Source organism: Streptomyces sp. 35G-GA-8 (assembly GCF_023534745.1).
GTDB lineage: Bacteria > Actinomycetota > Actinomycetes > Streptomycetales > Streptomycetaceae > Streptomyces.
Genome location: NZ_JAMHJQ010000004.1, coordinates 255,023 through 278,917, shown reverse-complemented (window position 1 = coordinate 278,917; position 23,895 = coordinate 255,023). Strand labels below are relative to the sequence as shown.

General features: G+C 69.7%; 25 protein-coding genes. 13 read left to right on the top strand and 12 right to left on the bottom strand.

Annotated features, from left to right (window positions below; genetic code table 11):
- Positions 1-7 precede the first annotated feature (7 nt).
- Positions 8-580 (bottom strand): hypothetical protein, encoded by a 573-nt coding sequence (locus M1203_RS10465; protein ID WP_249949298.1) that lies wholly within the window; start codon positions 578-580, stop codon positions 8-10.
- 229 nt (positions 581-809) lie between these two features.
- Between M1203_RS10465 and M1203_RS10460 the strand changes: the two genes are divergently transcribed.
- The 3 genes from M1203_RS10460 (at position 810) to era (ending at position 3,040) form a co-directional block, all read left to right on the top strand.
- The gene (locus M1203_RS10460; RefSeq protein ID WP_249949297.1) at positions 810-1,568 is read left to right on the top strand and encodes a GntR family transcriptional regulator; all 759 of its coding nucleotides are present in this window, start codon (positions 810-812) and stop codon (positions 1,566-1,568) included.
- 50 nt (positions 1,569-1,618) lie between these two features.
- Complete coding sequence (locus M1203_RS10455; RefSeq protein ID WP_249949296.1) at positions 1,619-1,972, top strand: cytidine deaminase; 354 nt, start codon at positions 1,619-1,621, stop codon at positions 1,970-1,972.
- 96 nt (positions 1,973-2,068) lie between these two features.
- On the top strand, positions 2,069-3,040 hold the full coding sequence (gene era, locus M1203_RS10450; protein ID WP_249949295.1) for a GTPase Era: 972 nt from the start codon (positions 2,069-2,071) through the stop codon (positions 3,038-3,040).
- A 405-nt stretch (positions 3,041-3,445) separates the two neighbouring features.
- Here era and M1203_RS10445 read toward each other — a convergent pair whose 3' ends face one another.
- Both M1203_RS10445 and M1203_RS10440 read right to left on the bottom strand, forming a co-directional pair.
- Positions 3,446-3,712, bottom strand: coding sequence for a protealysin inhibitor emfourin (locus tag M1203_RS10445; RefSeq protein ID WP_249949294.1), 267 nt, complete (start codon positions 3,710-3,712; stop codon positions 3,446-3,448).
- A gap of 62 nt (positions 3,713-3,774) precedes the next feature.
- The gene (locus M1203_RS10440) at positions 3,775-4,827 is read right to left on the bottom strand and encodes a M4 family metallopeptidase (protein ID WP_249949293.1); all 1,053 of its coding nucleotides are present in this window, start codon (positions 4,825-4,827) and stop codon (positions 3,775-3,777) included.
- 293 nt (positions 4,828-5,120) lie between these two features.
- On the opposite strand from M1203_RS10440, the gene leuA reads away from it, so the two are divergent.
- The 4 genes from leuA (at position 5,121) to M1203_RS10420 (ending at position 9,503) form a co-directional block, all read left to right on the top strand.
- Positions 5,121-6,881: a 2-isopropylmalate synthase gene (gene leuA, locus M1203_RS10435; protein ID WP_249949292.1), complete on the top strand. Its 1,761-nt coding sequence runs from the start codon at positions 5,121-5,123 to the stop codon at positions 6,879-6,881.
- A 252-nt stretch (positions 6,882-7,133) separates the two neighbouring features.
- A complete protein-coding gene (locus tag M1203_RS10430) occupies positions 7,134-7,829 on the top strand; it encodes a TerB family tellurite resistance protein (RefSeq protein ID WP_249949291.1) in 696 nt (231 codons plus the stop codon).
- A 69-nt stretch (positions 7,830-7,898) separates the two neighbouring features.
- Positions 7,899-8,648 carry a DNA repair protein RecO gene (gene recO, locus M1203_RS10425; RefSeq protein WP_129771048.1) on the top strand — a complete coding sequence of 250 codons (750 nt, stop codon included), beginning with the start codon at positions 7,899-7,901 and terminating at the stop codon, positions 8,646-8,648.
- 21 nt (positions 8,649-8,669) lie between these two features.
- Entirely contained in the window at positions 8,670-9,503 is an 834-nt protein-coding gene (locus M1203_RS10420; RefSeq protein ID WP_249949290.1) for an isoprenyl transferase, read from the top strand.
- Positions 9,504-9,749: 246 nt separating this feature from the next.
- Here the strand turns inward: M1203_RS10420 and M1203_RS10415 are convergent, their stop codons facing one another.
- The 4 genes from M1203_RS10415 to M1203_RS10400 form a co-directional block, all read right to left on the bottom strand.
- On the bottom strand, positions 9,750-10,190 hold the full coding sequence (locus M1203_RS10415; RefSeq protein WP_249949289.1) for a transcriptional repressor: 441 nt from the start codon (positions 10,188-10,190) through the stop codon (positions 9,750-9,752).
- Between the two features lie 84 nt (positions 10,191-10,274).
- Entirely contained in the window at positions 10,275-11,189 is a 915-nt protein-coding gene (locus M1203_RS10410) for a metal ABC transporter permease (protein WP_249949288.1), read from the bottom strand.
- A gap of 2 nt (positions 11,190-11,191) precedes the next feature.
- Positions 11,192-12,010, bottom strand: coding sequence for a metal ABC transporter ATP-binding protein (locus M1203_RS10405; RefSeq protein WP_249949287.1), 819 nt, complete (start codon positions 12,008-12,010; stop codon positions 11,192-11,194).
- Positions 12,011-12,056: 46 nt separating this feature from the next.
- Positions 12,057-13,052, bottom strand: a complete 996-nt coding sequence (locus M1203_RS10400; RefSeq protein ID WP_249949286.1) for a metal ABC transporter substrate-binding protein — start codon at positions 13,050-13,052, stop codon at positions 12,057-12,059.
- Between the two features lie 144 nt (positions 13,053-13,196).
- On the opposite strand from M1203_RS10400, the gene M1203_RS10395 reads away from it, so the two are divergent.
- A complete protein-coding gene (locus M1203_RS10395; protein WP_249949285.1) occupies positions 13,197-14,579 on the top strand; it encodes a glycine--tRNA ligase in 1,383 nt (460 codons plus the stop codon).
- 134 nt (positions 14,580-14,713) lie between these two features.
- Positions 14,714-14,920, top strand: coding sequence for a hypothetical protein (locus M1203_RS10390; protein WP_129771042.1), 207 nt, complete (start codon positions 14,714-14,716; stop codon positions 14,918-14,920).
- 19 nt (positions 14,921-14,939) lie between these two features.
- Here the strand turns inward: M1203_RS10390 and M1203_RS10385 are convergent, their stop codons facing one another.
- Both M1203_RS10385 and M1203_RS10380 read right to left on the bottom strand, forming a co-directional pair.
- Positions 14,940-15,527, bottom strand: a complete 588-nt coding sequence (locus tag M1203_RS10385) for a TetR family transcriptional regulator (protein WP_249949284.1) — start codon at positions 15,525-15,527, stop codon at positions 14,940-14,942.
- A 130-nt stretch (positions 15,528-15,657) separates the two neighbouring features.
- Positions 15,658-16,677: an aldo/keto reductase gene (locus tag M1203_RS10380; RefSeq protein WP_249949283.1), complete on the bottom strand. Its 1,020-nt coding sequence runs from the start codon at positions 16,675-16,677 to the stop codon at positions 15,658-15,660.
- Between the two features lie 248 nt (positions 16,678-16,925).
- Here M1203_RS10380 and M1203_RS10375 point away from each other — a divergent pair, with 248 nt between their 5' ends.
- Positions 16,926-17,153: a DUF6243 family protein gene (locus M1203_RS10375; RefSeq protein WP_249949282.1), complete on the top strand. Its 228-nt coding sequence runs from the start codon at positions 16,926-16,928 to the stop codon at positions 17,151-17,153.
- A gap of 244 nt (positions 17,154-17,397) precedes the next feature.
- Here the strand turns inward: M1203_RS10375 and M1203_RS10370 are convergent, their stop codons facing one another.
- Complete coding sequence (locus M1203_RS10370) at positions 17,398-18,891, bottom strand: MFS transporter (RefSeq protein ID WP_249949616.1); 1,494 nt, start codon at positions 18,889-18,891, stop codon at positions 17,398-17,400.
- A gap of 151 nt (positions 18,892-19,042) precedes the next feature.
- Here M1203_RS10370 and M1203_RS10365 point away from each other — a divergent pair, with 151 nt between their 5' ends.
- Together M1203_RS10365 and M1203_RS10360 are read left to right on the top strand one after the other, a co-directional pair.
- On the top strand, positions 19,043-19,237 hold the full coding sequence (locus M1203_RS10365) for a DUF1918 domain-containing protein (RefSeq protein WP_249949281.1): 195 nt from the start codon (positions 19,043-19,045) through the stop codon (positions 19,235-19,237).
- A gap of 169 nt (positions 19,238-19,406) precedes the next feature.
- Positions 19,407-20,294, top strand: coding sequence for a helix-turn-helix transcriptional regulator (locus tag M1203_RS10360; protein ID WP_249949280.1), 888 nt, complete (start codon positions 19,407-19,409; stop codon positions 20,292-20,294).
- Here the strand turns inward: M1203_RS10360 and M1203_RS10355 are convergent.
- Complete coding sequence (locus M1203_RS10355; protein WP_249949279.1) at positions 20,261-21,760, bottom strand: MFS transporter; 1,500 nt, start codon at positions 21,758-21,760, stop codon at positions 20,261-20,263. The genes M1203_RS10360 and M1203_RS10355 overlap by 34 nt on opposite strands.
- 52 nt (positions 21,761-21,812) lie before the next feature.
- On the opposite strand from M1203_RS10355, the gene dusB reads away from it, so the two are divergent.
- The gene (gene dusB / locus M1203_RS10350) at positions 21,813-22,976 is read left to right on the top strand and encodes a tRNA dihydrouridine synthase DusB (protein ID WP_249949278.1); all 1,164 of its coding nucleotides are present in this window, start codon (positions 21,813-21,815) and stop codon (positions 22,974-22,976) included.
- Positions 22,977-23,053: 77 nt separating this feature from the next.
- Here the strand turns inward: dusB and M1203_RS10345 are convergent, their stop codons facing one another.
- Positions 23,054-23,836, bottom strand: coding sequence for a GntR family transcriptional regulator (locus M1203_RS10345; protein ID WP_374402620.1), 783 nt, complete (start codon positions 23,834-23,836; stop codon positions 23,054-23,056).
- Positions 23,837-23,895 lie beyond the last annotated feature (59 nt).

Below are 23,895 nucleotides of genomic sequence, written 5' to 3'. Positions count from 1 at the left end.
GCCTGGCTCACAGTCCGACGACGGTGAACTCACGCAGCCGCATGATGAGCTGTCCGGCCCGGACCCAATGGACACGCGGATCATCGAAGGCCACGCCCACGACGCCCAGCGGGACAGGGGACGGATTCCCCGGAGCGTAGAGCGCTCCCCGCACCCCTGCCAGTCCGAAGGCGCGGACACGTAGCGCCACACATCGGGTGCGCAGATGCGGGCACGCCCGCACGGACCTCGCGGCGCAGTGAAGACAGAGCGGTGGATGGGTCGTGACGAGGTCACGGGGCCATGAGGCCGGGTCGGCCGGGTCTTCGCCCAGCAGCCACAGCACCCCATCCGCATCGCGGTCGGCGGGCCGGGCACAGATCTGGCACAGAAGCTGTCCCATGGCGCGGCGCTGCCGCAGCGCGTGAACCTTGCCGAACTGGGGTCGTCCCCTGCCGGGAAGCGACCTGACACGTGTCCACAGCACGCCGTCCGAGTCACGGTCGTACGGCCGCTCGTCCGCATAACCGATGCCCCTGCCTTTTACGACGACACGCTGGCCGGGAGCCCGCTCCTCGCTCCACTCGGCGATGTACGGCACGGGGTCCGAGTGATGCGGTCCGCTTGCCCCAGGTGCCTTTTGACGCCTCATCGGCGCACCTCGCCATTCCTGTCGATTGACATCTCTAGACATCTTGAGTGAAGCGAACATCTCTAGAGATGTCAATCGGAGCGGGAAGGTCGACCGCTGTCGGGGCGCATCGGCCGACCGAAGTGCGCTGGTACACCTGTGCCCTAGGGTGTCTAGAGAAGAGGGAGGACGTTCACGTATGGCCACAAGCGGCGGCGGCCGTCAGCCGAAGTACCAGCGCATCGCCGACGCGCTCCGCAAGGCGATTGAGGCGGGCGAGTACGGGCCGGGCGCGCGGCTTCCGGGGGAGAACGACCTCATGGCCGCCCATGGCGTCGCCCGTATGACCGCGCGGCAGGCACTGGGCGTTCTGCAGAGTGAAGGGATCGCCGAGTCCCGCAAGGGCGCCGGTGTGTTCGTGAGGTCGTTCCGGCCGCTGCGGCGGCATGGTGTGCAGCGGCTGGCCGGCGAGCGGTGGGGCGCCGGGCGATCGGTCTGGTCGGCGGACATCGAAGACCGGACGCTTGTCGTGGACGGGGTCAGTGTGGCCGAGGAGCCCGCCCCTGAGTCCATCGCACGTGTTCTCGCGCTCGAACCGGGCGATGCCGTGTGCGTACGGCGGCGGCGGTTCGTCCTGGACGGAAAGCCGGTCCTGCTGGCCACCAGCTTTCTGCCTGCGCCGATGGTGGCGGGTTCGGCCATCACTGAGGAGGACACCGGTCCCGGCGGAATCTACGCCAGGCTCGGCGAACTCGGCTTCGCGCCCGCACACTTCAGGGAAGAGATCCGTTCCCGCATGCCGTCCAAGGAGGAGGCGGACCGGCTGAGCCTCTCCGCCGGTACCCCCGTCATCCTTGTCTGTCGCACCGCGTTCGACGCCGAGGGGCGGCCGGTGGAAGTGAACGAGATGGTCCTCGACTCGGCGTCGTACGTGCTGGAATACGACTTCGACGCATAGCGGCACGGCCCGTTGGCGGCCGTGCGGATCGGGCTGCCTATGCTCGGCGTATGACTGAGAGCACCGACGTCTCCGCCGAGGACCGCAAGATCATCACGCTCGCACGCAGCGCCCGCGCCCGTAACGGCGTGCCCGAGGGCGCGGCGGTACGGGACGAGACCGGGCGTACGTATGTCGCCGGCACCGTGCGGCTCGACTCGCTCAAGCTCAGCGCGCTGCGTACCGCCGTCGCCATGGCCGTGGCCAGTGGCGCGACCTCGCTGGAGGCGGCGGCCGTCGTCACGGCGGGGGAGACCGTGTCGGACGAGGACCGCGCGGCCGTACGCGACCTCGGCGGGCCCGCGACCCCGGTCCTTCTGGCGGGCCCGGACGGCACCCTCCGGATGACCGTCCCGGCGGGCTGAGCCACGGCCCCGTGGGGCGCGATCCGCACGCGGAAAGTGGCGGCGCGGAGGCCGTGTGGGGCTGTCTGGTCGGCGCGCGGTAAACGATCGGGGAGAATGGGCGCCATGAGCGCTCGTACCTCTTCGCCCGAGACTTCTCCCGAGGCAGCCGAAGCCCCCCATCGGGCCGGCTTCGCCTGCTTCGTCGGCCGCCCCAACGCGGGCAAGTCCACCCTCACGAACGCTCTGGTCGGCCAGAAGGTGGCCATCACCTCCAACCGGCCGCAGACCACGCGCCACACCGTGCGCGGCATCGTGCACCGTCCCGAGGCGCAGCTGATCCTGGTCGACACCCCGGGCCTGCACAAGCCGCGCACGCTGCTCGGTGAGCGACTCAACGATGTCGTACGGACGACCTGGGCCGAGGTCGATGTGATCGGCTTCTGTCTGCCGGCCGACCAGAAGCTCGGCCCCGGCGACCGGTTCATCGCCAAGGAACTGGCCGCGATCAAGAAGACGCCGAAGGTCGCCGTCGTTACCAAGACGGACCTCGTCGACTCCAAGACGCTGGCCGAGCAGTTGATCGCGATCGATCAGCTCGGCAAGGAACTCGGCCTGGAGTGGGCGGAGATCGTCCCGGTCTCGGCGGTCGGCGACCAGCAGGTCGGCCTGCTCGCCGATCTGCTCGTCCCGCTCCTCCCGGAGAGCCCGCCGCTCTACCCGGAGGGCGACCTCACCGACGAGCCCGAGCAGGTCATGGTCGCCGAGCTGATCCGCGAAGCCGCGCTGGAAGGCGTACGGGACGAGCTGCCGCACTCGATCGCGGTCGTCGTCGAGGAGATGCTGCCGCGCGAGGACCGCCCGGCGGACAAGCCGCTGCTGGACATCCACGCGAACGTCTATATCGAGCGCCCCAGCCAGAAGGGCATCATCATCGGCCCGAAGGGCAAGCGCCTCAAGGAGGTCGGGACGAAGTCCCGGAAGCACATCGAGGCGTTGCTCGGGACGCCCGTCTTCCTCGACCTGCATGTCAAGGTGGCCAAGGACTGGCAGCGCGACCCGAAGCAGCTGCGCAAGCTGGGGTTCTGACCGGACCGGATGCGTTTTGGCTGGGGCCGGTGGTTGGGTGCGGGTTGTTGCCGGGGTGCGCTCCGGGTTCGCGTCCGGGACTGCATGATTTACGGCGCGCAGCTGCCCAGACGATGGTTCGGGCGGTCGCGCGCCACAAATCACGCTCTACGTCCCGGACACGACCCCTGCGCGCCCCCCTTCACCGCCCGCACAAGCGGGCCCGGCCGACCGCGAGCCGAGTGTGCCCACCGGGGGAGGGGGTCGGGGTCGTAGGAGGTGCGTGTCCGGACACTAAAGCGTGATTTGTGGCGTGCGGACGCCCGAACCATCGTCTGGGCAGGGTCGCGCCGTAAATCATGCCGTCCGGACATGTACCTCCGGAGGCCCCGGCCCCCGGAGGTACAACGCACCGCCCCGCAGGGCCTACGCGCCTTCCTTGAGCACGCGTGAGATCAGCGCGCGCTGCGCGTCCGTCAGGCCCGGGTCCGCGCAGTGGACCGCGTGGTCGTCGATGGTGATCACGTAGTGGTAGCCGTCCGGTACGCCGGCGGACGGCGTGTCCGCGCCGTCCGCCATCGCCCGGTCGGCCAGTTCCCGCCAGTCACCGGCATCGCGCAGGCCCGAGGTCTCGATCTCGGCCCGGCGCTCGATGCCCGCGAAGCCGCCTGTGCGCCGTACTTGGATACGCATGGGTCCTGTCTAGTACGTGATCGGCGGCGGCGGTAGCCGCCGCTCGTGCCACACCTGGTGCTTCACACCGCGGGGACCCCGACCTGGGACCAGGCCTTCGTCACCGCCTCCAGCTCCGCGCCGTCGCCGAAGCGGGCCCGCGCGGCCGCGACCGTCAGCCGGGCGAAGTCCGCGAACCGCGCGTCCGCGGCCAGCTCGCCGCCTGTCAGCACGTCGAACCAGATCCGCCCCGCCCGCTCCCACGCCTTTCCGCCGAGCGCCGAGGCCAGCAGATAGAACGCGTGGTTCGGGATCCCGGAGTTGATGTGGACCCCGCCGTTGTCCTGGCTCGTCCGTACGAAGCCGGCCATGGTGGCCGGCTGCGGGTCCTTGCCGAGGACATCGTCGTCGTACGCCGTCCCCGGCGCCTTCATGGAGCGCAGCGCCTCCCCGGTGACACCGGGAGCGAGCAGACCCGCGCCGATCAGCCAGTCGGCCCGGTCGGCGGTCTGGTCCAGGGTGTACTGCTTGACCAGCGAGCCGAAGACGTCGGAGACGGACTCGTTGAGGGCGCCCGCCTGGCCCTGGTACTCCAGGTTGGCGGTGTACTGGGTGAGGCCGTGCGCCAGCTCGTGGCCGATCACATCGACGGGCAGCGTGAAGTCGAGGAAGACCTCGCCGTCACCGTCGCCGAAGACCATCTGTTCGCCGTCCCAGAACGCGTTCCCGTACCCCTCGTCGTAGTGGACGCTGGCGACCAGCGGCAGCCCGGCGCCGTCGAGCGAGTCGCGTCCGTACGCCGAGAGCAGCAGCTCGAACGTGGCACCGAGACCGCTGTACGCGCGGTTCAACGTGGCGTCGCCGCCGGGCGGGTCACCCTCACCGCGCACCTTCTTTCCCGGCAGTGTGGTGCGGTGCTCGCAGTCGTGGAGAGCGCGGTGCGGATTTCCGGTGGCGGCGGCCGTGGGGGAGGCGACGGCGCGCAGACCCGTGACCCGGCGGCGGGTGCGGTGGGCGGCGTCCACCTCCAGCGCCCGGCGGGCGGGCCCGGAGAGCCGGGGGTCCTCTGCCTGGGCGAGCTTGTCGAGGACATGGGGCGGCACGATGGTGCAGAAAACGGGAGCGATGGCGTTCATATCCGCACGGTGGCAGTGCGTCACCCTTCTGTCACTCATCGCGACAGAAATTGCTGAGATGGAGTGATTCCCCCGGATTCGGGCTTTGGGAATCCGATCCCGCATTCTGATACGGACCCGCGCGTCCGGCGCCGCTCGGCTAGGCTGCCTCACATCATGCGTTTCGGGCTGCTTCTCCTTAGCTGCCGCGGCGAGGGTCTGTAGTCGTAGGCCGACCCCCTCCCCGCGGAGTCTGGTGTTGCGGTGATCACACCCGTCGGCCACCCCAGTGGACACACGAGGAGCCCTACGCAATGTCTGATTCTTCCGTCGGTCGCGCCACGCCCATCACCAACGCGACCCACACCCAGCGGCCGTCCGGGATGCCGATCCACAAGTACGGCCGCTACGAGGCGGTGGAGATCCCCGACCGCACCTGGCCGGAGAACCGGATCACCGTCGCCCCCCGCTGGCTCTCCACCGATCTGCGCGACGGCAACCAGGCCCTGATCGACCCCATGTCACCGGCCCGCAAGCGCGAGATGTTCGATCTGCTGGTCCGCATGGGCTACAAGGAGATCGAGGTCGGCTTCCCGTCCTCCGGTGAGACCGACTTCGCGTTCGTACGGTCGATCATCGAAGAGGGCGCGATCCCCGAGGACGTGACGATCTCCGTCCTGACCCAGTCCCGCGAGGAACTGATCGAGCGCACCGTCGAGGCGCTGCGCGGCGCCCACCGTGCGACCGTCCATCTCTACAACGCCACCGCCCCCACCTTCCGGAAGGTTGTCTTCCGTGGCACGAAGGAGCAGGTCAAGCAGATCGCCGTGGACGGCACCCGGCTGGTGATGGAGTACGCGGAGAAGATCCTCGGCCCCGAGACCGTCTTCGGCTACCAGTACAGCCCGGAGATCTTCACCGATACCGAGCTGGACTTCGCGCTGGAGGTCTGCGAAGGCGTCATGGACGTCTGGCAGCCCGAGGCCGGCCGCGAGATCATTCTCAATCTGCCCGCCACGGTGGAGCGTTCGACCCCGTCCACGCACGCGGACCGCTTCGAGTGGATGTCGCGCCATCTCTCCCGCCGCGAGAACGTGTGCCTGTCCGTGCACCCGCACAACGACCGCGGTACGGCCGTCGCCGCCGCCGAGCTGGCGCTCATGGCCGGGGCGGACCGAATCGAGGGCTGTCTGTTCGGGCAGGGCGAGCGCACCGGCAACGTCGACCTGGTGACGCTGGGCATGAACCTCTTCTCCCAGGGCGTCGACCCGCAGATCGACTTCTCACAGATCGACGAGATCCGTCGTACCAGCGAGTACTGCAATCAGATGGAGATCCACCCGCGCCACCCCTACGCGGGCGATCTGGTCTACACCTCCTTCTCCGGCTCCCACCAGGACGCCATCAAGAAGGGATTCGACGCGCGTGAGGCCGACGCCGCCGCGCAGGGCAGGACGGTCGACGAGATCGAGTGGGCCGTGCCGTATCTGCCGATCGACCCGAAGGACGTGGGCCGTTCGTACGAGGCGGTCATCCGGGTCAACTCGCAGTCCGGCAAGGGCGGGATCGCGTACGTACTGAAGAACGACCACAAGCTGGACCTGCCGCGCCGGATGCAGATCGAGTTCTCCCGGATCATCCAGGCCAAGACCGACGCCGAGGGCGGCGAGGTCACGCCCGGCCAGATCTGGTCGGTCTTCCAGGACGAGTACCTGCCCAACCCGGACAATCCGTGGGGCCGGCTCCAGCTGCGCTCCGGCCAGACCACGACCGACACGGACGGCAAGGACACACTGACCGTCCAGGCCGTCGTGGACGGTACGGAGACCGTGCTGACCGGTACCGGCAACGGTCCGATTTCGGCCTTCTTCGAGGCCCTGGCGTCCGTCGGGGTGGACGCCCGGCTGCTGGACTACCAGGAGCACACCATGAGTGAGGGCGCGAGCGCGCAGGCCGCCTCGTACATCGAGTGCGCGATCGACGGAAAGGTGCTGTGGGGCATCGGAATCGACGCAAATACCACCCGCGCTTCACTCAAGGCGGTCATTTCCGCGGTGAACCGCGCGGCCCGCTGATCCGGCCGGCACCCCCGTCCTGACCTGAGCGTTCACGGACCCCGACCACCGGACACGGTGGTCGGGGTTCGGCCATGTCGTGGCGATCTCACGCCGCGGTACTGACGGCGCCCGCGCGATGTGGCTAACATCACGTCAACGCGGCGGCCCCGCAACCCGGATTCCCAGCATCCGGGTTCCCCGGAAGGGTGCGGAGGCGAAGCGGAGCGCAACGCAACGAAGCGTTGCCGGAGCGTTACGGAGGTGCGCGACGTGCTGCCAGCTCAGAGACCCGGTGGGCGAAAAGTGCGTTTCTGCGGCATTCGTACGTCCTGGAACACCGTCGGTGACGGGGAGTTCTTCTGTCCCGACTGCGGGGGCGACCGCAACTACCGCCGTCGTACCGGCCGTCGCCGTTTCACGGTGCTCGGGGTTCCACTGCTTCCGCGCGGCTGCGCCGGGCCCGTCGTCGAATGCGCCGCCTGTCACGGCCACTTCGGGACGGACGTACTGGATCACCCCACCACCGTCCGCTTCTCCGCGATGCTGCGCGATGCCGTGCACACGGTCGCGCTGGCGGTCCTCGCGGCGGGTGGCACCTCCTCGCGTACGGTCAGGGAGACCGCGGTCCTCATCGTCCGGGCGGCCGGGTTCGAGGACTGCACGGAGGACCGGCTGACGGATCTGGTGGACGCGCTCGCCGCGGACACCGGCCGCTTCCTCATGGAGCCGGGGCCGTGCGGCGCTGCGCTCGCCATCGAGCTGCATGAGGCCCTGGAGCCGCTGGCACCGCATCTGGCCCCGGCGGGCCGGGAGTCGATCGTGCTCCAGGGCGCGCGGATCGCGGTGGCGGACGGACCGTACAGCCTGCCGGAGCGCGAGGTGCTGAGCATCGTGGGCGGCGCGCTCCAGCTCTGTTCGGACGATACGGAGCGACTGCTGCTGGCGGCGTCCGGCACGCCTTCCTGAGCCCGCCCAGGGCGGACCGGGGCGAGCGGGAGGCCGAGGGGTGTCCGCGCATGCGGGACAATGGCCCCCATGAGTCTGTTCCGGGACGACGGCGTTGTGCTGCGCACCCAGAAGCTCGGTGAGGCCGATCGCATCATCACGCTTCTGACCCGCGGCCACGGCCGCGTCCGCGCCGTCGCCCGGGGGGTACGGCGGACAAAATCGAAGTTCGGGGCGCGGCTGGAGCCGTTCTCCCATGTCGATGTGCAGTTCTTCGCGCGCGGCAGCGATCTCGTCGGACGCGGGCTGCCGCTGTGCACGCAGAGCGAGACCATCGCCCCTTACGGCGGCGGCATCGTCACCGACTACGCCCGCTACACGGCGGGCACCGCCATGCTGGAGACCGCCGAGCGGTTCACCGACCACGAGGGCGAGCCGGCCGTCCAGCAGTATCTGCTCCTGGTGGGCGGGTTGCGTACGCTCGCGCGCGGTGAGCACGCGCCCCATCTGATCCTGGACGCCTTCCTGCTGCGTTCCCTCGCCGTCAACGGCTACGCGCCGAGCTTCGACGACTGCGCGAAGTGCGGACTCCATGGGCCGAATCGTTTCTTTTCGGTCGCGGCGGGTGGTGTCATCTGCGGCGACTGCCGGGTGCCCGGCAGCGTCGTACCCTCGGCTGAGGCGGTCGGACTGCTCAGCGCGCTGCTGACCGGCGACTGGGACACGGCGGACGCGTGCGAGGCACGGCATGTCAGGGAGGGCAGCGGACTGGTGTCCGCCTATCTGCACTGGCACCTGGAGCGCGGGCTGCGCTCGCTCAGATACGTAGAGAAGAACTAGGAAACCGGGAGACGAGAGCGCATGGCACGACGCGGAATCATGGGGCGTTCCCGCCGCGAGTACAAGACGCCGGAACCGCATCCCTCCGGTGCGCGCCCGCCGAAGATCCCCGGCGAGCTGGTGCCACGGCATGTGGCCTGTGTCATGGACGGCAACGGCCGCTGGGCCAAGGAGCGCGGTCTGCCGCGCACCGAGGGCCACAAGGTCGGCGAGGGCGTTGTGCTCGACGTGCTCAAGGGCTGTCTGGAGATGGGCGTCAAGAACCTCTCGCTGTACGCCTTCTCCACCGAGAACTGGAAGCGGACCCCCGACGAGGTCCGCTTCCTCATGAACTTCAACCGCGATGTCATCCGCCGCCGCCGCGACGAGATGGACGAGCTGGGGATCCGGATCCGCTGGGTGGGCCGGATGCCCAAGATGTGGAAGTCCGTCGTCCAGGAGCTCCAGGTCGCCCAGGAGCAGACGCGGGACAACGACGCCATGACGCTCTACTTCTGCGTCAACTACGGTGGCCGCGCGGAGATCGCGGATGCCGCGCAGGCGCTCGCCGCCGATGTCGCGTCCGGCAAGCTCGACCCGTCCAAGGTCAATGAGAAGACGTTCGCCAAGTATCTGTACTACCCGGACATGCCGGACGTGGATCTCTTCCTGCGCCCCAGCGGTGAGCAGCGCACGTCCAACTATCTGATCTGGCAGAGCAGTTACGCCGAGATGGTCTTCCAGGACGTGTTGTGGCCGGACTTCGACCGCCGCGATCTGTGGCGGGCGTGTCTGGAGTACGCGTCCAGGGACCGGCGCTTCGGCGGGGCGCTGCCCAACGAGGACCAGGCGGAACAGGCGGAGCAGCAGGGCTGATACGCGCCGCGGTCGTCGTACGGTCTGATGGCGAGCCCGTACGACGACCCAACGCGCCTGAAACAGGCACTAGGGCGTGTATCGAAAGTAGCGCCGTCCGCCCGCAGGGCGGGGCTCGCGGTGTCCGGTGCGTGCGATCGCAAGGCGGAGGATCGTCCTCGTAGCGGAGCTACTTGGACGACTCCGACAACGCAGCGAGCGTGCGTGCCGGACGCCGCGAGCCAGGCGGGACTTTCGATACACGCCCTAGTTCTTCGCGACCGCCGCCGCGCACTCCGCGCACGTACCGAAGATCTCCACCGTGTGCGCCACCCCGACATAGCCGTGCTGCGCGGCGATCATCTCGGCCCACTGCTCCACCGCCGGGCCCTCGACCTCGACGGCCTTTCCGCAGACCCGGCAGACGAGATGGTGGTGATGGTCGCCGGTCGAGCAGCGCCGGTAGACCGACTCGCCGTCGTTCGTGCGCAGCACATCGACCTCGCCCGCGTCGGCGAGGGACTGCAGGGTGCGATAGACCGTGGTCAGACCGACCGAGTCACCACGGTGTTTGAGCATGTCGTGGAGCTCCTGCGCGCTACGGAACTCATCCACCTCGTCGAGCGCCGCCGCCACCGCGGCGCGCTGGCGGGTCGATCGGCCGCGCACGGGGGCCGCGCTTGATCCACCGCTGGGCGCAGTCGTCACAGGTGCCTCCTTGCCTCTGCCCGTGTCCCACGGGCGTTGCCCGCTTCCCACGGGCCATTCTGCCAGTTCGTGACCGGCTCGCGGTCAGACCGTGACATCACCCGGGGCCCGGCGCGCGGCCGGCACGTCCACGTCCGGCGCCGCCACGTCCGGGGCGCCCGCGGCCTCGGCGGCCCGCAGCGCGCGGGCCCTGCGTCTCGCGAGAGGGGCCGCGAGAGCGGTCAGCACCACGAAGACACCGATCGCGATCAGCACGATCGTCGCGCCGGGCGGCACGTCCTGGTAGTACGAGGTGACCGTGCCGGCCAGCGTCACCGCCGTACCGATCACGACGGACAGCACGAAGGTGACCACGAAGGACCGGGTGATCTGCTGGGCCGCCGCGACCGGCACCACCATCAGCGCGCTGACCAGCAGCAGCCCCACCACCCGCATGGCGACGGTGACCGTCACCGCGGCCGTGACCGCGATCAGCAGATTCAGCGCCCGCACCGGCAGTCCGGTGACACGGGCGAACTCCTCGTCCTGGCTGACCGCGAAGAGCTGCCGCCGCAGCCCCACGGTGACCAGCACCACGAAGGCGGCGAGCAGCGAGATCGCGGTCACGTCCGCCGGCGAGACCGTCGACAGGGAGCCGAAGAGATAGGTGCTGAGGCTGCCGTTGGAGCCGTTCGGCGCGAGGTTGATCAGCAGGACACCGCCCGCCATACCGCCGTAGAAGAGCATCGCCAGCGCGATGTCGCCGCGCGTGCGGCCGTACGCCCTGATCAGCTCCATCGTGACGGCGCCGGCGACCGAGACCAGCGTCGCCGTCCAGATCGCGCTGGTGGAGAGCAGGAAGCCGAGACCGACCCCGGTCATCGCGACATGGCCGATGCCGTCGCCCATCAGGGCCTGGCGGCGCTGGACGAGATAGATGCCGACGGCGGGGGCGGTGATGCCGACCAGTACGGCCGCGATCAGCGCGCGCTGCATAAAGGCGGTCTGGAGTATTTCCATGGTCAGGTCAGCAGTCCTGTGCGAAGCGGCTCGCCGGCCGCGTGCGGATGAACGTGATCGTGGCCGGGCAGGGCATGTTGGCCGACCGCCCGGGGAGGTGGCCCGTCGTGCACCACACAGCCGTCGCACAGCACCACCGCGCGGTCGATCAGCGGCTCCAGCGGGCCGAGTTCGTGCAGGACGAGCAGAACCGTCGTACCGGCCGCGACCTGTTCACGCAGAGTGGCCGCGAGGATCTCCTGGCTGGCCAGATCGACGCCCGCCATCGGCTCGTCCATGATCAGCAGTTCGGGTCCGGCGGCGAGCGCCCTGGCTATCAGCACGCGCTGGTGCTGGCCGCCCGAGAGGGCCTCCACGGAGTCCTTGGCGCGGTCGGTGAGCCCGACCAGCTCGATGGCCCGCTCGACGGCCGCCCGGTCGGCCTTGCCGGGCAGGCCGAACCTCGTACGGGACAGCCGGCCGGAGGCGACGACCTCGCGCACGGTCGCGGGCACCCCGCTCGCGGCGGTGGTGCGCTGCGGTACGTAGCCGACGCGAGCCCAGTCCCGGAAGCGGCGCAGCGGGGTCGAGAAGAGCGTGATCTCGCCGTCCGTCAGCGGTACCTGTCCGATCACCGAGCGTACGGCGGTGGACTTGCCGGACCCGTTGGCGCCGAGCAGGGCGACGACCTCACCGCTGTGCACGGTGAGATCGATGCCGCGCAGCACGGGGCGCGCACCGAGCGTGGCCCGCGCGCCCCGGACGGTGATGACCGGTGCGGAGCCCCGCTCCGGCGTCCGCTGTGCCGCCTCAGCGGTCTGGCCGCTCTCCACCGTCGCCATGTCGGGCGCCTCCGATACTGCTGCCGACTGTTTCACTTCGCGGGCCTCACTTCGCGCCGAGTGCCGTCCGCAGCGCGGTGAGGTTGGCGTTCATGACCTCGATGTAGTCATCGCCCTTGGACTTGTCCGTAATTCCCTCCAGCGGGTCCAGGACGTCGGTCTTCAGTCCGGAGTCCGCTGCGACGGTCTTGGCGGTCTTGTCGCTGGCGAGCGTCTCGAAGAATACGGTGCCGACCTTGTCGTGCTCCGCGATGGTCTTCAGTTCCTTCATCCGGGCGGGGCTGGGCTCCGACTCGGGGTCGAGGCCCGCGATGCCCTCCTGCGTCAGACCGTAGCGCTCGGCGAGATAGCCGAAGGCGGAGTGGGTGGTGATGAAGGTCTTGGTGGTGGTGTCGGCGAGGCCCTGCCTGAACGCGGTGTCCAGGCCGCCGAGCTCCTTCACCAGCGCGTCGGTGTTCTTCCGGTACGCGGCGGAGTTGTCCGGGTCCGCCTTCTCCAGGGAGGCGCCGACACCCTTGGCGACCTCGGCGTACTTCACCGGGTCAAGCCAGATGTGCGGGTCCTTGCCGGCCAGGGCGTCCTCCTCGCCGGCGGAGTGGCCCTCCTCGGTCGCGTGCTCGTCCCCATGGCCCTCCTCGTGGGAGTGGCCGACCTCGGTGCCGTGCTTCTCCAGCGTCGTGAGGGAGGTCGCGTCGACGGTGTTCTTCACACCGGACTGCGTGATGGCCTCGTCCACGGCGGGCTGGATGCCCTTGAGATAGAGGAGGACATCGGCTTCGCCGAGCTGGGCGGCCTGCCGGGGGGTGAGTTCCAGGTCGTGCGGCTCCACGCCGGGCTTGGTGAGCGTGGTGACGGAGACGTGGTCGCCGCCTATTCGCTCGGCCAGGAACTGCATGGGGTAGAACGACGCGGTCACCGCGAGTTTGCCGCCGCTCTTCGTGCCGGTGGCGGCGTCGGAGGAGGAGCAGGCGGACAGGGCCACCAGGCCGAGGGTGACCGCGCCGGCGAGAGTGGCGGTCGGTATCAGACGTCTTGCGTTCATGACTGTCATTTTCAACAAAAGTGGAAACGATTGTCAACAAGGGTCGGAGATCTCTCTTACCCCGCACCGATTTGATCCAAGGGGTGCGGCCGCCGCTAATCTGAAGCATTCGCCGTTCGTCGTCGTCGTAATGAAGAGAGCACCGTGGCCGCCGACAAGATCGACAGCATCGTCAACCTGAGCAAGCGCCGTGGCTTCGTCTACCCGTCCAGTGAGATCTACGGTGGTCAGCGCGCCGCCTGGGACTACGGGCCGCTCGGAGTCGAGCTGAAGGAAAACCTCAAGCGCCAGTGGTGGCGCTACATGGTCACCTCGCGCGAGGACGTTGTCGGTATCGACTCCTCGGTGATCCTCGCCACGGAGGTCTGGGAGGCGTCCGGCCACGTCGCGACCTTCAGTGACCCGCTCACCGAGTGCACCTCCTGTCACAAGCGGTTCCGCGCCGACCATCTGGAGGAGGCGTACGAGGCGAAGCACGGCAAGGCGCCCGAGAACGGCCTCGCCGACATCAACTGCCCCAACTGCGGCAACAAGGGGACCTTCACCGACCCCAAGCAGTTCTCCGGTCTGCTCTCCACCCACCTCGGCCCGACGCAGGACTCCGGCTCCGTCGCCTATCTGCGGCCCGAGACCGCGCAGGGCATCTTCACCAACTTCGCCCAGGTGCAGCAGACTTCGCGCAAGAAGCCGCCGTTCGGCATCGCGCAGATGGGCAAGTCCTTCCGGAACGAGATCACTCCGGGCAACTTCATCTTCCGCACGCGCGAGTTCGAGCAGATGGAGATGGAGTTCTTCGTCAAGCCGGGCGAGGACGAGCAGTGGCAGGAATACTGGATGGAGCAGCGCTGGAACTGGTACACCGACCTGGGTCTCCGTGCGGAGAACATGCGGTGGTACGAGCACCCGGCCGAGAAGCTGTCGCACTACTCCAAGCGCACCGCCGACATCGAGTACCGCTTCCAGTTCGGCGGCAGCGAGTGGGGCGAGCTGGAGGGTGTCGCCAACCGCACCGACTACGACCTCTCCGCGCACTCCAAGGCGTCCGGTCATGACCTGTCGTACTTCGACCAGGAGGCCGGTGAGCGCTGGACCCCGTATGTCATCGAGCCCGCCGCCGGTGTCGGCCGCTCGATGCTCGCCTTCCTCCTCGACGCGTACAACGAGGACGAGGCGCCCAACGCCAAGGGCGTGCTGGAGAAGCGCACCGTGATGCGTCTCGACCCGCGCCTCGCGCCGGTCAAGGTGGCCGTGCTGCCGCTCTCCCGCAACCCGCAGCTCTCGCCGAAGGCCAAGGGGCTCGCGACGGATCTGCGGCGCAACTGGAACATCGAGTTCGACGACGCGGGCGCCATCGGCCGCCGCTACCGCCGCCAGGACGAGATCGGCACGCCGTTCTGTGTGACCGTCGACTTCGACACCCTGGACGACAACGCGGTGACCGTGCGCGAGCGCGACACGATGCAGCAGGAGCGCGTCTCGCTCGACCAGATCCAGGGCTACCTCGGCGCCCGGCTCCTCGGCTGCTGACACTCGCTGACCACGGACGCGGACAACCCACACTGAACGGCGGGTCACGTTCGTAACTCGAAGCCCCCGGTTCCCCCGCGGAACCGGGGGCCTCGTCGCAGACTGGGCGGGGACCTACCAGGGAGGCGGGGATCATGCCGGCCACGACCACCAGCACGGTCAGGAGATGGGATCAGCATGGGCGCGAGCATGTCGTACGCGTTCAGAAGGCGGGTGTGCAGCGGTCGTTGATCTGCGACACCTGCGGCTGGCGCAAAGGGGCGCAGTTCCTGCCCTGGCTCAAGGCGGAGGAACATCTCACCGAGGCCCACCAGGCGACCGTGGACCCGGCCGCGGACTGACGGGACGTGAGCGGGGCCCTCAGTCCGCCCGCAGCCCGCGCAGCAACAGCTCGCACACGGCGGTGAACTCGGCGTCGATGGTGGGCTTTCGCCATTCCGGCGCGTACGCCGGGTCATGGAAACGGGCCGTGGCGGCGAAGACCGCCCCGGCCGTGCTCGCCGGGTCCGCCGCCACGAACTCGCCCTCGCGCACGCCCTCTTCGACGATCCTGGTGAGCTGATGGGCCAGCTCCGACAGATGCGCGTCGACCACATCGCTGCTCTCGTCGATGAGTACGGAGAAGGTGGCGAACAGCTCCGGGTCGTCCCCGGCCTTGTGCCGCTTGGTGTCGAACAGCGCCAGCAGCCAGCCGCGCAGCTTCTCCGGGCCCGGCTCGGCCTCCCCCTCCATGATCCGGGCCAGCACGCTCTCCGTACGGCTCAGCCAGCGCGCGGTGACCGCCTCCCGCAGCGCCGCCTTCGTACGGAAGTGGCGGTAGACACTGCCATGGCTGACGCCCAGGACCCGGGCCACATCGACCACCGTCGCCTTCGCCGGGCCGTAGCGACGCAGCACCTCCTCGGTGGCTTCGAGGATGCGCTCTGCGGTCAGGGGCTCGGTGGCCATGGGGCGCCCGACCTTTCATGGCTCGTACGGCGGATGCGACAGATGACACTACCTGTCAGGTCCGACAGGCGACGGGGTGGTCTCCGGCGGGCGGTCCTCCCCTCCGCGCCGGTCGGCGCTGCCGCGCTCGTCAGCGCTCGCTGTCGAGGTGCCTCATCTGTCCGGCCGGATAGCGGTCCCCGGCGGCGGCATCGGACGGTACGGCGCGCTCGATGGCGGCCAGATCACCGGCGTCCAGCGTGAGGTCCAGCGCGCCCAGGGCCTCGGTCAGCCGGTCACGGCGGCGGGCGCCGACGAGCGGCACGATGTCCTCGCCCCGCGAGAGCACCCAGGCGATGGCGATCTGGGCGACCGAGACCCCCTTCTGCTCGGCGATCTTCCGCAGCGACTCGACCAGCCCGAGATTGTGCCGGAGGTTGTCGCCCTGGAACCGGGGGCTCATGGCGCGGAAGTCGGCGGGGGACAGCTGCCGGTCGCGGGTGAAGTGCCCGCTGATCAGTCCGCGCGAGAGCACTCCGTACGCCGTGACGCCGATGCCCAGCTCGCGGACGGCCGGCAGGATCTCGTCCTCGATGCCGCGCGAGAGCAGTGAGTACTCGATCTGGAGGTCGACGACCGGGGTGACGGCGGCTGCCCGGCGGATGGTGTCGGCGCCGACCTCGGAGAGCCCGACATGACGCACATGCCCGGCCCGGATCAGCTCGGCGATGGCGCCGACGGTCTCCTCGATCGGGACGTCCGGGTCGACCCTGGCGATCCGGTAGATGTCGATGTGGTCGGTGCCGAGGCGCTGGAGGGAGTACGCGGCGAAGTTTTTCACGGCGGCCGGACGGCCGTCGTAACCGCTCCACCCGCCCTCCGGATCGCGCAGGGCGCCGAACTTGACGCTCGTGAGGGCCCGCTCGCGGGCGCCGGCCGGGGCGGTGCGCAGGGCTTCGCCGATCAGCAGCTCGTTATGGCCCATGCCGTAGAAGTCGCCTGTGTCGAGCAGGGTGACGCCCGCGTCCAGAGCGGCGTGGATGGTGGCGATGGACTCGGCGCGGTCCAGGTCTTCCTGCCCGTAGGCGCCGGACATGCCCATGCAGCCGAGTCCGAGGGCGGAGACGCGGGGTCCTGAGCGGCCGAGGGGGCGCGTGGGGATGGCGTTCATGAGGGTTCCTCCCTGCGGATCCTGAGTGGCACAACAACCATGGCATGGGCGATGACAGATTTCAATATCTGTCATCACTCATCTGTTCACGTGTCTGGTGTCCGCCAAAAATGCGTTACGTCCCGGCCCTGCCCGGTGGTAGCGTCACGGGCATGTTCTTCCAGATCTACGAGTGAGAGCGCGGCGGCGATGCTCCGCCCCCCACCGACGAATCCGCAGATCACTTCTCATCGCTTCGGGAGAACCCCATGGCAAAAAGCCGTAACAACCTTCTCGGCGTCGGCGGACAGCGCAAGAAGCTGGCCCGTACCGACCCGCAGGCCAGCGCCCCCGCGCGCGACGCCAATCGCAAGGCATCCGCCGACCACAAGCAGGAGCTGCTGCGCAAGATGCGTGAGCGCGCCCTCGGCCAGGAAGGCACCGTGCGCAGCGACGACGCGGCCGAAGGCACCGACGGCGCCGCCGCGCAGGACTGACGTACTCCAGCCATAGGCCGTGGGCCCGGATCACCGAGATGATCCGGGCCCACGGCCATGAGCGTGTACCGCGCCGGCCCGGCCGGACTTCCGTGCCCGGCCGGACTTCGCTGCTCAGCCGATCTTCCGTGGCAGCCGCAGGCTCAGCAGCGCCGTCNCCCCCCCCCGCCGCCCCGCCCCCACGGCCATGAGCGTGTACCGCGCCGGCCCGGCCGGACTTCCGTGCCCGGCCGGACTTCGCTGCTCAGCCGATCTTCCGTGGCAGCCGCAGGCTCAGCAGCGCCGTCAGCACGACCAGCCCCAGCTGTGCCAGCAGAGTGACCACCAGGGCGTCCCGCATCCCCGTCGTGGCGGCCAGGGTCAGGAAGAGCGAGCCCAGCGTCGCCACCCCCAGTGCCAGCGCGGACTGCTGGGCCGTGACCATCACACCGCTGCCCACCCCGGACCGCTCCGCCGGTATGTCGGAGAGCACGATGCGGATGATGACCGGCAGTTGGAAGCCCTGGCCGAGACCGGCCAGCGCGATGCCCGGCAGGAGATCCAGCCCGCCGACCGAGGGCCAGCCGCCCCATACGGCGAGCGCCAGCAGCGCCACCCCGGCCATCTGGAACACCGCGCCCGCCGTGACCACCAGGCTCCCGTAGCGCCGGATCAGCCGCGGTCCCGCCAGTGACGCCCCGAAGAACGCCACCGCCATGGGCACCAGCGTCAGTCCGGCGTCGACCGCGCCCATCCGCAGACCCTGCTGGAGGGCGACGGCGATCACGAACATGAAGCCGCCGAAGCCGATCCCGAACGGCACGATCAGCGCCAGCCCACGCCGGAGCGTGACCAGCGCGAGCAGACTCGGCGGTACGAGCGGCATCCTGCCCTGCCGGTCGGCCCGCCGCTCCACCCGTACGAACGCGTAGGAGACGATCGGGAAGGCCGCGAGCGAGACCCAGGTCCAAGGGGGCCACCCGGCGGCCCTGCCCTCTGTGAGGGGCGCCAGGAGCGTCACCAGAGCGGCGGCCAGCAGGACCGTCCCGGGAGTGTCGACGGGCGCCGGCCGCTGCGAGCGGGTCTCCGGCACCGAACGGACCGCGAAGAGCAGGCCCACCAGCGCCACCGGCACATTCACCAGGAAGATCGCCCGCCAGCCGCTCCCCGCGATATCGGCCGCGACCAGCACCCCGCCCAGGATCTGGCCCGCCACCATCGCGAGCCCGGCCGTCGCGCCGTACAGGCTCAGCGCCTTCGCGCGGCGCGGCCCGTGCGTCGCCGAGTGGATCGTCGCCAGTACCTGCGGCAGCATCAGCGCCGCCGCGGCGCCCTGCGCCACCCGGGCGCCGACCAGCGTCCAGGCGTTCGGTGCGAGGCCGCAGGCGAGCGAGGTGATGCCGAAGGCCGCCATGCCGAGGAGGAAGAGCCGTCGCCGGCCGAGCATGTCCCCGAGCCGCCCGCCGAGAACGAGCAGTACGGCGTAGGAGAGCCCGTACCCGGCCACCACCAGCTCCAGCAGGGCGGGGCCCGCGGCCAGATCGTGATCGATGGTCGGCAGAGCTACATTGACGATGAAGAAGTCGATGAGGGGGAGCGCCGCACCGAGGAGCACGGTGAACAGGCCGAGAGTGCCGAGCACGGACCCGTGGTCATGGATGACGGGCGGTCCGCCGGAAGACGCCCCGGCGGCGTACGGTGCCTTGGCGGCGGATGCTTTCCGGAGGGATGCGAATGCTCTGCTCACTCCATCGACCATCGCCCATCTCTCACCCTGGTACCAGAGTCTCTTCATCCTGGTACTCGGACTACCCGGCAATGGGCTGAGGCGCGACACCCTCCTTCACCGAGGGCGACCGCACCGGCCGCTTCGTACACTCTCGGTTACGTCAAGTGACATAGGAGTGATGATGAAAGCAAGCAAGGGCGACCGCCTCGTGATGCACGGCCGGGTGGTCGGCAAGCACGACCGGATCGTGGAAGTCGTGGAGGTACTGGGCCCGAACGGCTCGCCTCCGTTCAAGGTGCGCGCCGAGAACGGTCATGAATCGATCGTCTCGCCGGGCCCCGACACCGCGGTGGAGCCGCACTCGAAGCGCGGCTGAAACCCGGGCAACACCGCGAGATGCCTGGTGGCAGCGGTCGTACGGTCCCGACTGGGCCCGCTGTCACCGGGCTTGGGGTGCGCGGCGCCCTCAGCCGGGTGGCCGGGCGTTCTTGTCCTGGTACCGGCACCACCTGGCAACGGGCTGAGGCATGCCGCACCCTGGTTCCATGAGTACCACCACCGCACAGGCAGGGCAGGAGAGCGATATCCGGCGGCATGAGCTGGCGGGGTTCCTGCGCAGTCGCCGTGAGCGGATCATGCCCGAGCAGGTCGGGCTCGACCGGGGGAGCCGACGGCGTACCCCCGGGCTGCGCCGCGAGGAGGTCGCCCAGCTCTCCGCTGTCGGTGTCACCTGGTACACCTGGCTTGAGCAGGCGCGGGCCATACAGGTCTCCGCGCAGGTCCTCGACGCGCTCGCCCGCGCCCTCCTCCTCGACCCCAGCGAGCGCGCGCATCTCTTCGCGCTGGCCGGGGCGCTGGATCCCGCGCCCGGGACGCCGTGCCCCACCGTCACGCCCGCGATCCGGCGGATGCTGGAGCGGCTGGAGCCGTTTCCGGCGTGTGTGCAGAACAGCCGGTACGACATCCTCGCGTACAACCGCACCTACGGCGTGATGATGTGCGACCTGGACTCGGTGCCGCCGCAGGACCGCAACTGTCTCTGGCTCGCCTTCACCAACGAGGACTTCCGCGCCTCCCTCGGCAATCGCGAGGAGACGACCCGGATCATGGCGGCCAAGTTCCGGGCCTCCATGGCGGAGCATCTCGCGGAGCCTCCCTGGAAGACGCTGCTGGGACGGTTGCGCGCGGCCTCGCCCGAGTTCCGTGAGATCTGGGAGCGGCACGAAGTGGTCACCCCGGTCGGGGACAGGACGAAGAGGTTCAACAACGCCGAGGTGGGGCAGCTCAATCTGGAGCACACCAACCTCTGGCTCGGGCCGTCCGCGGGGCCCCGGCTGGTCAGCTATGTCCCGGTGGACGAGGAGAGCAGGCTCCGGCTGGAGAAGCTTCAGGCGTCCGCTCAGACGTCCCCGCCGGGCCCCGTCCACTTCTGAGTGGCCTCGCGCATGGCGCCCTCGCCGCCCACGGCGGCGGGATCCAGACGCCGCGCCGTACGGTACGCCGTCGCGCGCGCCCAGGCGCCGCTGGTCAGCGCGCCCACCAGCAGCACGCAGGCCCCGCAGGCCGTGATGATCCACCAGGCCGGGTGGCTCGCCGTCACGAACCCCGACGCGTACGAGGCGGAGCCCACCGCTCCCACCGTGCCGGCGGCCAGCACCGCGCCGATCACGGCCACGCCCAGCGTCTGGCCGATCTGGCGGCTGGTGGAGGCGACGGCGGCGGCGACGCCCGCCTGGGAGCGGGGCATACCGGAGACGGCGGTGTTGGTGATCGGCGCGTTCACCATGCCGAAGCCGAGGCCGAACAGCACATAGCCGGTGAACATCAGCGCGGTCGTCCCCTCCGCGTCGAACACGGCGAACAGCACACCGCTCGCCGTCATCGCGACCCCCGCGATCAGCAGCGGAAGACGCGGGCCCCGGCTGCCGACGAGCCGGCCCGAGAGCGGGGCGCAGAGGAAGGTCAGGGCGGCCATCGGCAGGATGTAGAGCCCGGCGTGGAGCGCGGACAGGCCCCGTACGTTCTGGAGATAGAGCGTGTTGAGGAAGAGGAAGCCGCCGAGTGCGGCGAAGGCGCAGATCGCGATGACCGTCGCGCCGCTGAACGGCGCGCTGCGGAAGAAGCGCAGTTCGATCAGTGGTTCCGCGCGCCTCGGCTCGTACAGCAGCAGCCCGATGAGCGAGAGGACCGCGACACCGGCGAAGGACAGGATCAGCGGTGAGGTCAGGCCCGCCCCGGGAGCCTCGATGATCGCGTAGGTGAGCGCGCCGAGTACGCCGATGACCAGCAGCTGTCCCACGGGGTCGGGGCGGCGCGGCTTCGGGGCGCGCGACTCGGGGACATAGCGCCAGGTCAGGACGTACGCGGCGATCCCGATGGGGATATTGATCCAGAAGATCGACCGCCAGCCGACCGAGTCCACCAGCAGTCCGCCGATCAGCGGGCCGGCCGCCATCGCGATACCGACGACGGCGCCCCAGGCGCCGATGGCGCGGGCGCGCTCACGGGGTTCGGTGAAGGTGTTGGTGATGATCGACATCGCCACCGGATTGAGCATCGAGCCGCCGACCGCCTGGACCATGCGGAAGGCGACCAGCGTTTCGAGGCTGGGGGCGAGGGAGCAGAGCAGCGAGCCGAGTGTGAACAGCACCAGCCCGGTCTTGAAGACCCGGCGCCGGCCGATCCGGTCGGCGGTGGAGCCCGCGAGCATCAGCAGCGAGGCGAGGACGAGGGTGTAGGCGTCGATCGTCCACTGGAGCCCCGCGACCGTGGCATGCAACTCCTTCTGCATGGTGGGCAGGGCGACGTTGAGGATGGTGTTGTCGAGGCTGACGAGCAACAGACTCATACAGCAGATCGCCAGCACCAGCATCCGCCGTCGATGGCTCAGCTCGGGCATCCATTGATAGTACGACTAACTAATGACTCGTGTCGTGCGCGACAATGGGCGGATGACCGCTCCACTCTCCACGCTCGCCGCGCCTCCGGCCGCCCCGCTGGCCATCGGCCCCCATACCGTCCGGCCGCCGGTGGTGCTCGCCCCCATGGCCGGGATCACCAACGCCCCGTTCCGGACGCTCTGCCGCGAATTCAGTGGTGGGGCGGGGCTGTTCGTCAGCGAGATGATCACCACCCGGGCGCTGGTGGAGCGCAACGAGAAGACCATGCAGCTCATTCACTTCGACGCGACCGAGACCCCGCGCTCGATCCAGCTGTACGGAGTGGACCCGGTCACCGTCGGCAAGGCGGTCCGCATGATCGTGGACGAGGATCTGGCCGACCACATCGACCTCAACTTCGGCTGCCCGGTCCCCAAGGTCACCCGCAAGGGCGGCGGCTCGGCCCTCCCGTACAAGCGGCCCCTGCTGCGGGCGATCCTGCGCGAGGCCGTCTCCAACGCCGGGGATCTGCCGGTCACGATGAAGATGCGCAAGGGCATCGACGACGACCATCTCACCTATCTCGACGCGGGGCGGATCGCGGTCGAGGCCGGCGTCACCGCGATCGCGCTGCACGGCAGGACCGCCGCCCAGCACTACGGAGGCACCGCGGACTGGGACGCCATCGCGCGGCTCAAGGAGCATGTCCCGGAGATCCCCGTGCTCGGCAACGGCGACATCTGGTCGGCGGACGACGCGCTGCGGATGGTGCGCGAGACCGGCTGCGACGGTGTGGTCGTGGGGCGCGGCTGCCTGGGCCGGCCATGGCTCTTCGGGGACCTCGTCGCCGCCTTCGAGGGGCGGGGTGAGACGGCGCGGCCCACACTGCGCGAGGTCACGGGCGTCATGCGGCGCCACGCCGAACTGCTGGGGGAGTGGATCGGGGACGAGGCCCGCGGGGTGATCGACTTCCGTAAGCATGTGGCCTGGTATCTGAAGGGCTTCTCGGTCGGCTCCCAGCTGCGCAAGCAGCTGGCGATCACCTCGTCGCTCGCCGAGCTGGACGAGCTGATGGCCGGACTCGATCTGGACCAGCCGTGGCCGGACGGCGCGGACGGGCCGCGCGGGCGTACGTCGGGGAACAACCGGGTCGTCCTGCCGGACGGCTGGCTGAAGGACCCGTACGACTGCGCGGGTATCGGCGCGGACGCGGAACTGGACACGTCGGGCGGCTGAGCCGGGGGCGCTCCCGGGGTGCTCCCGGACGGTCGGTCGCCCTGGGACAGGGCCGACCGAGGGGCGCTCCCGGGCGGTCAGTCGCCCGACGGGCCTCTGGCCACCTCGGGACCCGCCTGGCGCTCCAGCGGCGCCGCCGCCGCCGAGTTGCTGACGCTGAACGCCACGCTGCCCGCGCGATAGCGGTCGTCGGTCCACTCGATGGGCCTGCCCGCCGCGGTGTTCGTCAGATGGCGCTGCCGCAGCAGCGGGCTGGCCCGGCGGACCCGGAGCAGCCGGGCGTCCTCGCTGCCCGCCGCGACGGCGTCGATGAGGTGCTCGCCGTAATGGGCGACGATGCCGGCGTTCTCCGCGATGCTGTTCATGATCGAGACGACATCGTCGGGCAGCGCGCGCACGACCGGCGCGACCCAGTCCGTATAGGCCGTGCGCTCGACCATCACCGGCTCCCCGTCCAGCCGCCGTACGCGTACGACGTACAGCACCTCGCTGCCCGGCGCGACGCCGAGCCGGGACGCCTCCTCGGCGGTGGCGGGCCGGGTCGTACGGCTGAGGATCAGGCTGGAGACCTCGCAGCCCATGGCCTGTGCCCACTGCGCGAAGCTGTTGAGCTGCTGGAAGCTGTGGCGGCGCTCCTGGCGCAGGACGACTCGGCGCGCGCCCTGCCGGGAGCCGATCAGCCCCTCCGAGGCGAGCAGTCCGACCGCCTGCCGTACCGTGCCGCGCGAGACCGACCAGTGGGCCGCCAGATCGCTCTCCGAGGGCAGCAGGGCGCCCACGGGGTGTTCGCCGCTCAGGATCGACTGCCGCAGCGCCTCGGCGATCTCCAGATAGCGCGACCCGCTCACGCCTGAACCCACGCCTGCCCCCTCGGATCCGTCAACTGTGCACAGGTACGTCAAACCGTCGCGCACCTGAC